Origin of the sequence: Mucilaginibacter sp., assembly GCF_028288105.1 — a bacterium.
Lineage (GTDB): Bacteria > Bacteroidota > Bacteroidia > Sphingobacteriales > Sphingobacteriaceae > Mucilaginibacter.
On the sequence record NZ_JAQBOI010000070.1, the window covers coordinates 1 to 6993 of the forward strand.

General features: G+C 42.5%; 4 protein-coding genes. All 4 read left to right on the forward strand.

Annotation, left to right across the window (positions count from 1 at the left end; translation table 11 throughout):
• Window positions 1–615 (forward strand): FecR family protein (locus JWQ85_RS05045; protein ID WP_299464928.1); only part of this gene is annotated, 615 nt, incomplete at its 5' end.
• A 45-nt stretch (window positions 616–660) separates the two neighbouring features.
• Window positions 661–4167, forward strand: a complete 3507-nt coding sequence (locus JWQ85_RS05050) for a SusC/RagA family TonB-linked outer membrane protein (protein ID WP_299464931.1) — start codon at window positions 661–663, stop codon at window positions 4165–4167.
• A 31-nt stretch (window positions 4168–4198) separates the two neighbouring features.
• Complete coding sequence (locus tag JWQ85_RS05055) at window positions 4199–5806, forward strand: SusD/RagB family nutrient-binding outer membrane lipoprotein (protein WP_299464933.1); 1608 nt, start codon at window positions 4199–4201, stop codon at window positions 5804–5806.
• A 12-nt stretch (window positions 5807–5818) separates the two neighbouring features.
• Window positions 5819–6826, forward strand: a complete 1008-nt coding sequence (locus JWQ85_RS05060; protein ID WP_299464936.1) for a glycosyl hydrolase family 18 protein — start codon at window positions 5819–5821, stop codon at window positions 6824–6826.
• The last annotated feature ends 167 nt before the right edge of the window (window positions 6827–6993 follow it).

Sequence of the window (6993 nt, forward strand, 5' to 3'; positions counted from 1 at the left end):
AAAAGCGTGGTACTGCCAGATGGTACTACAGTAACACTTAATGGATCGAGCACGCTTAAAGTTGCTAACGATTACAATAAGAATGACCGTCATGTGCTTTTAACCGGCGAGGCTTTCTTCGAGGTTACAAAAGATAAGGCCAGGCCATTTGTAGTACTCACGGCTAAAACAGCGACTACCGCCTTAGGTACTTCATTTAAAGTAAGCAGCTATGCTACATCAAAAACGGCCAGTGTGATGCTTGCTACGGGTAAGGTTAGGGTAGAGTCAACACAATCAGGCCGTGGTATAACCGATCAGATATTAACCCCGGGCCAGCAGGTTGTATTGGCAGATGGCAACAATAACTTTATAAGATCTGATTTTAACCAAGCCGAATTGCAAAACTGGATAAGCAGTAAGCTGGTATTCTCAAACGCCAACTTTACCGAAATAGCAACTAAAATAACCTATACCTACGGTATACAGGTGATCACTGATAATAAAGAAGTTAATAAAATAAGGTTCACCGGGCAGTTTAATAACAAAAGCCTAACCGATGTGCTGGATGCCATTGGCTTTGTAAACAATTTTACTTACAAACAAAAAGGAGACACTATTAAAATCGTATTCTAAAACTAATAATACCCTAAATAAATAACGTACCTAAATTTTTAAACTATGCTTAAAAAACTACTCGCTTCACGTTTTTTTTCAAAAATGTTATTGAGGATGCTTGGAGCAGTATTCCTGGTTGTTTATACCAGCGGATACGCCCAGTCGGCACCAAATGCGCTTTATTCTTTTAACTGGCAAGACCAGCCCGTAGAAAAAGTGTTTAAACAAATTGAGGATGTTACCAAGGTGCATTTCTCTTACAACCCTGCCGATGTTGATTTTAAACGCAGGATAAACCTTAAGGTAATAAACAAGCAATTGAACGATGTTATTGAGGCTTTAGCAAACCAAATTGATGTTAAATACAAAATTGCCGGCGAAACTGTATTGATACAGGCGCTAAAAAGTAGTTCGGGCGCCGCTGTATTTATACTAAAAGGCAGGGTGTTAGACTCCGATAAACTTGCCTTACCCGGTGTTACGGTAGTTAATACCAAAACAAATAAATCGGCTGTAACCAACAATGCCGGCGAATTTACTATTGAGGCAAATGCAGGTGATGTTGTCACTTTCAGAATGTTAGGCTTCGAGCAATCATCGGTAACAGCTAACGAGGATGTTAAATTTGTAACCATCACATTAAAGCTTAGCAATACCGAACTTAAAACGGTAGTGGTTACCGCTTTGGGTATAAAACGCGAACAGCGCGCCCTGGGTTATGCCTTTGCCGAAGTTGATGGCAACGACCTGAAGAGGGCCCGCGAAACAAACGTAATGAACTCGCTTGCGGGTAAAGTTGCTGGTTTGGTAATTAACAGCACTGCCGGTGGCCCTGCGGGTTCGTCAAGGGTTATTATAAGGGGTAATACTACTATTACCGGTAATAACCAGCCATTATATGTGGTAGATGGTGTTCCTATTGATAATTCTAACTATGGCCAGGTAGGTGGTGGCAAGTACTCTGGCGGCCAGGATTTTGGTGACGCCATATCGGCCATTAACCCCGATGATGTTGATAAGATCAGTATTTTAAAAGGCCCGTCGGCTTCCGCGCTTTATGGTAGCCGTGCCGGTAATGGTGTTATATTAATTACAACTAAAAGAGGCGGTAACAGGAAAGAGCTGGGAATTGAGTTCAACAGCACATCATCTTTTGAAAAACAGCTTACCAGCTTAGATGGCAATCAGTTCATTTACGGGCAGGGGAGTTCAGAGCAATTGGTTATTGATGCCGCACAGGCAAAAAATACCCTGTTCAATAACTTTGGTCCCCGCCTTGATCCAAACTTGCAGGTAATAGGTTTTGATGGCGTTTATCGCCCATATGCGCTGGTGAAAAATAATATTCAGGATTTTTTCCGCACAGGTTCAACCTTTACCAATACTATCGCGCTTTCAAATTCAAGCGATAAAGGAAATTTTCGTTTATCGATATCTGATCTACGTAACAACGATATCATACCGGGGAGTAACATGCGGCGCAATACTTTCAACTTTAACGGTAGCTCAAAATTCGGCAAAAACCTAACGGTTGAAGCAAGGGTGATGTATATGAACGAGAATGTAACCAATCGCCCTTCACTGGCTGATGACCCCGGTAACATTGGTAATAATTTTATTGGCCTGGCTAATAATGTCGACCAGTCTTATTTTAAAACCGGTTATAAAGATGTTGAGGGTAATTACGTAGAGTGGGGTGGTGGCCAGTACAGGCTTGACCCATACTGGGTAATTAACGAAATGAGCAACCGCACCAAAAAAAACCGTATGATAGGTGGTTTGCAGGCTAATTACGTTTTCACCAGCTGGTTAAACCTGCAGGGCCGTGCATCAACCGATTTTACATATTTTGATTACGAAAAATTTAGTCCCAGATCTACACCGGGTTCATTAACCGGCAGGCTGGAAACTACCAATCAAAAAATACAAACTACCGAGGCGGATATGTTATTAACCGCTCAGAAACAGGTAACCCCATCGTTAAATTTATCTGCAAGGTTAGGTACAAGTTTATCACGGAGCCAGGCACCGGGTTATACAGGCAATTATATAGATATGGTAGCAACAGATGCTATCAGCTCTAATAGTTTTTCTGATAAAACAATTTTGCAGGCCTCTCCAAGGGAAATGGAAACCAGATCAGTATACGGCTTAGTTACAGCTTCATATAAAGGCTATTTATATGTAGATGCAACTGTGCGACGCGATGCGGTATCTACGCTTCCGGCGGGCAGAAACGCGTATACCTATCCATCAGTATCGGGTAGTTTTGTATTTACTGATGCTTTCAATATCCCTAAATCTGTTCTTTCTTTTGGTAAGTTAAGAGTTTCGGGTGCCGAGGTAGCAAGTAGTACAGATGCCTATATGCTAAATTTAGTATATGCACTTAGTCCGCAAAACTTTAATGGTACCCCAATGGGAGGTATAGGAACATTGGTTTTACCGCCGAATTCGAGCACATTTAAACCAACACGCACAAGATCTTTTGAAGTAGGCGCCGACCTTAAATTCTTTAATGACAGAATTGGTTTAGACCTTACTTATTATACTTCAAAATCAAGGGATCAGATAAATATTGTTAATATTCCTTTATCATCTGGCTTCCAGCAAAGTTTGCTTAATGCCGGTGTTATTGGCAACAAAGGTATTGAGGTAACCTTAAATACCCGGCCAGTTGTAAGCAAAGATTTTAGCTGGGATCTGAATGTGAATTTCGCGCGCAACATCAACAATGTAGAATCGCTTGCTGATGGTGTGCCTTACTTAACCTTGTCTGATGCCCGCTGGTTAGGTACATCAGTAGTTGCGAGGCCAAACACCGCCTACGGCGCCATATTAGGCTACGGTGGGCAAAAAGATGACCAGGGTAACGCCATACTGGACCCGGTTACCTTAGCGCCATTGCAAACGGTAGACCGCGAAGTATTAGGCAAAGGTACCTGGAGCTGGACCGGTGGTTTAAGCAGCTCGTTCAACTACAAAAATTTTGGTTTAAGCTTTGTTGTTGATATTAAACAAGGTGCAAGCCTGTTCTCGATGACTAACTTATTCAACGTAATAAGGGGTGCCAGCTTAGTAACTTTACCAGGCAGGGCCGAGTGGATAAAGTCTGAAGAAGACCGCCAAACAGCAGGCCAGTCTATTGAGCAATGGACAGCAGCCGGCAAAGTTAGGGGATATGTTCCGCAGGGTGTGGTACAAACCGGTACCGATGCGGGAGGCAAACCTGTTTACGCGCCAAATACCAAAGCTGTTGACCCTTCAATATACTGGGCTAATTATTATAGCGATGGCAATGGTGTTGCAACTCCATTTATTTATGATGCCAGCTATATTAAAATGCGCGAAATAACGGTAAGTTATAATATCCCAACTGCCATTTCATCAAAGTGGGGCATCAAGAATATGTCGGTAGCATTGGTGAGCCGCAACCCGTTCATCATACATAAAAATGTACCCAATGTTGACCCTGATTCTAACTACAACAATGGCAATGGGCAGGGGCTTGAATATGGTTCATTACCATCAAGAAAAAGCTGGGGCTTTAACTTAAACGTAAAATTCTAAAGATATATTGACTATTGATAATCATATAGATATGAAAAGACATATAAATAAAATAGCCATCATGCTTTTAACGGTAGCCACATTGCTGGTATCCTGTAAAAAGTTTGAAGATTTTGGAGATTTGAATACTGATCCTACCAAATCAAGCAACCTTGACCCGGTTAATCAGCTGGTACTTACGCAACTGCGCTTTTCTGGCGAGCTAACCATAAACGAGCGTACAAGCATAATTATGACTATGCCGCTGGTACAACAAATTGGCGGCGCATATTATACGCGCTATGGTTTTGAGTATGTAAAGAACAGGCAGTACATGTCTGAAATGTGGGAGCTTGGTTACCCTAACGATGTATTAAACATTGTTGATGCTGTTGAGCGCTCTGCAAAAGACCCGCTTAAAACAAATCTTAATGCTATGTGCCGCATTATGAAGGTGTACATTTTTGCAAGAATAACAGATTTGTATGGCGATATCCCTTACACACAAGCAGGGAAAGGGTATGTTTCGGGTATAGTACGCCCCGAGTTTGATGCCCAGAAAGATATTTACAACGATTTCTTCAAAGAGCTTACCGAAGCATCGGCACAGTTAAATGCATCAAAAGACAATGTAGTTAATGATATATTTTACCAGGGCAATACCGCCGCATGGAAAAAATTTGCTAATTCCTTACACCTTCGTTTAGCTATGAGGCTGAGCAAGGTTGATCCCGATAAAGCAAAAGCTGAGGTACAGGCTGCATATGCGGCAGGAGTATTTACCGATGCGGCAGATAATTGTATAACCCGCCACGCCGATGTACAAAATAGCTATGCTGATATTCGTGGTAATGGCATATCGGTAGCTATTAACCAATACCCGGACGAAGGCAGGCCACGCATTTGCAGCACATTACTGGATGCGATGAGCAGCGCTAACGACCCCCGCTTAAAACCTATTGCCCGTAATTACTGGGTTAACCCCGATAAGCCATCAGAGCGGCTTGATGTGACCGATGCCTTAAGAGCTGCAAATATCCCGATCATAGGCGTAGGCCCGGGTAAATATAACTATGACGATTTTCTGGGGGCTGTTAATGTAGACCTTGGTGGCGGCCGTATTGTACAGGTGCCAAATAATGGGCAGAAAGTGCAACTGGCAAACTGGATGATCACAAATGATGCGCCATACTTCCACATAACTTATGCCGAAACGGAGCTTTTATTGGCAGAGGCTACTCAGCGATGGGGCTTAAGTTTAGGCGTTGATGCAAAAACGCATTTTGAGCAAGGCGTAGCCGCTGCAATGAAACAATTAGCACTGTTTAAAGGCGGCCCGGTTTTAACCGATACCCAAATACAAAACTTTAAAACAGACAACCCGCTTGCACCGGGTAAAGAGTTAGAAGCGATTGATACGCAACTTTGGATAGCCTTATTATTAAACGGCCCCGAGGCTTATGCTAACTGGCGCCGTACAGGTTTCCCTGATTTAAAAACGGCTACCAATGCGGAATCAACTTCGCTGACTACGCCACGCAGATTTGAATACCCGCTCACCGAAACGGAACAAAACGCCACAAACATTAATAAAGCCATAGCGAATTTAAGTGGTGGTATTGATGATTGGAACGCAAGGGTTTGGTGGGATAAACAATAATACATGATAACGATGATGAGAAGGAATATTTGGTGCGCTGTATTACTGGTGTTATTTATGTGCAGCTGTAAAAAAAGCGCGAGATCTGAAGTTAAGATCGATGATGATAAAAAACCGGTAGCTGCTGCATCCTTTAGAGTTGTGGGTTATTTACGGGAGTATAATGTTGTTGATGGTAGGGCTATCAAGTTTGATTTTAGCAAAATAACCCACCTCAACATAGCATTCCTTAACCCAGATGCGGCCGGTAACTTTACCACACTAAGCGGTTTAAAGGAACTGGTAACTGCTGCGCATGCCAAAAACGTAAAGGTTTTGGCATCAATAGGCGGTGGGCTTGCGCCGGCTTACTATACAACTTTAATAGCCGATAATGGCAGCCGCGCCAAACTGGTAAGCAGCATAGCGGCATTAACAGATCAGTACAATCTGGATGGTATTGATGTTGACCTGGAAGGTAGTTTTGTTGATGCGAATTACGAAACCTTTGTTGTGGCCTTAAAAGCCATACTTCAGCCTAAAGGTAAATTGCTTACTACAGCCATAGCAACGGTTTATGCCACACAATACACTAACAAGGCATTGGCACAATTTGATTTTATCAACATTATGTCGTACGATAAAACCGGCCCGTGGAAACCCGAAAAACCCGGTCAGCATTCACCGTATTCAATGGCGATTAATGATTTGGATTACTGGGGTGGTACACGCGGTATAGCTAAAGAAAAGCTGAGCCTTGGCCTACCTTTTTATGGCTATGGTTTTGGCAGCGGCGTACCCGAGGGTATGAGCTTTTCAGACATTATTAAACAGTACCCAGGGTCGGCAGATAAAGATGAAGTAACCGTCGCAGCAGGTGGCACCATGTACTACAATGGTGTGCCAACCATTAAAAGTAAAACTACGCTGGCCTTGCAAAAAGCAGGTGGTATAATGGTATGGCAACTGTTACAGGACGATGCCGGTTCAAACTCGCTGTTAAACATTATAGATGCCGAAGTAAAGGCATCGACAAAATAAGGTATTAGATTATAGAATTTTAAAACATAAAAAATGAAAAAGATCTATCAAAAATTATCATTCCTGCTTGTTTTGCTGGTGGTACTCACTGCCGGATGCAAAAAAGATATTGTAAAGGAGCAGGAAGATGCTAACCCTCTTCAGCCGCGCATATTTGACATATTAAG

Bases quoted from the DNA above. Each gene is read 5' to 3' on its own strand.
- JWQ85_RS05055 (WP_299464933.1), top strand. From the start codon at position 4,199: ATGAAAAGACATATAAATAAAATAGCCATCATGCTTTTAACGGTAGCC.
- JWQ85_RS05050 (WP_299464931.1), top strand. From the start codon at position 661: ATGCTTAAAAAACTACTCGCTTCACGTTTTTTTTCAAAAATGTTATTG.
- JWQ85_RS05060 (WP_299464936.1), top strand. From the start codon at position 5,819: ATGATGAGAAGGAATATTTGGTGCGCTGTATTACTGGTGTTATTTATG.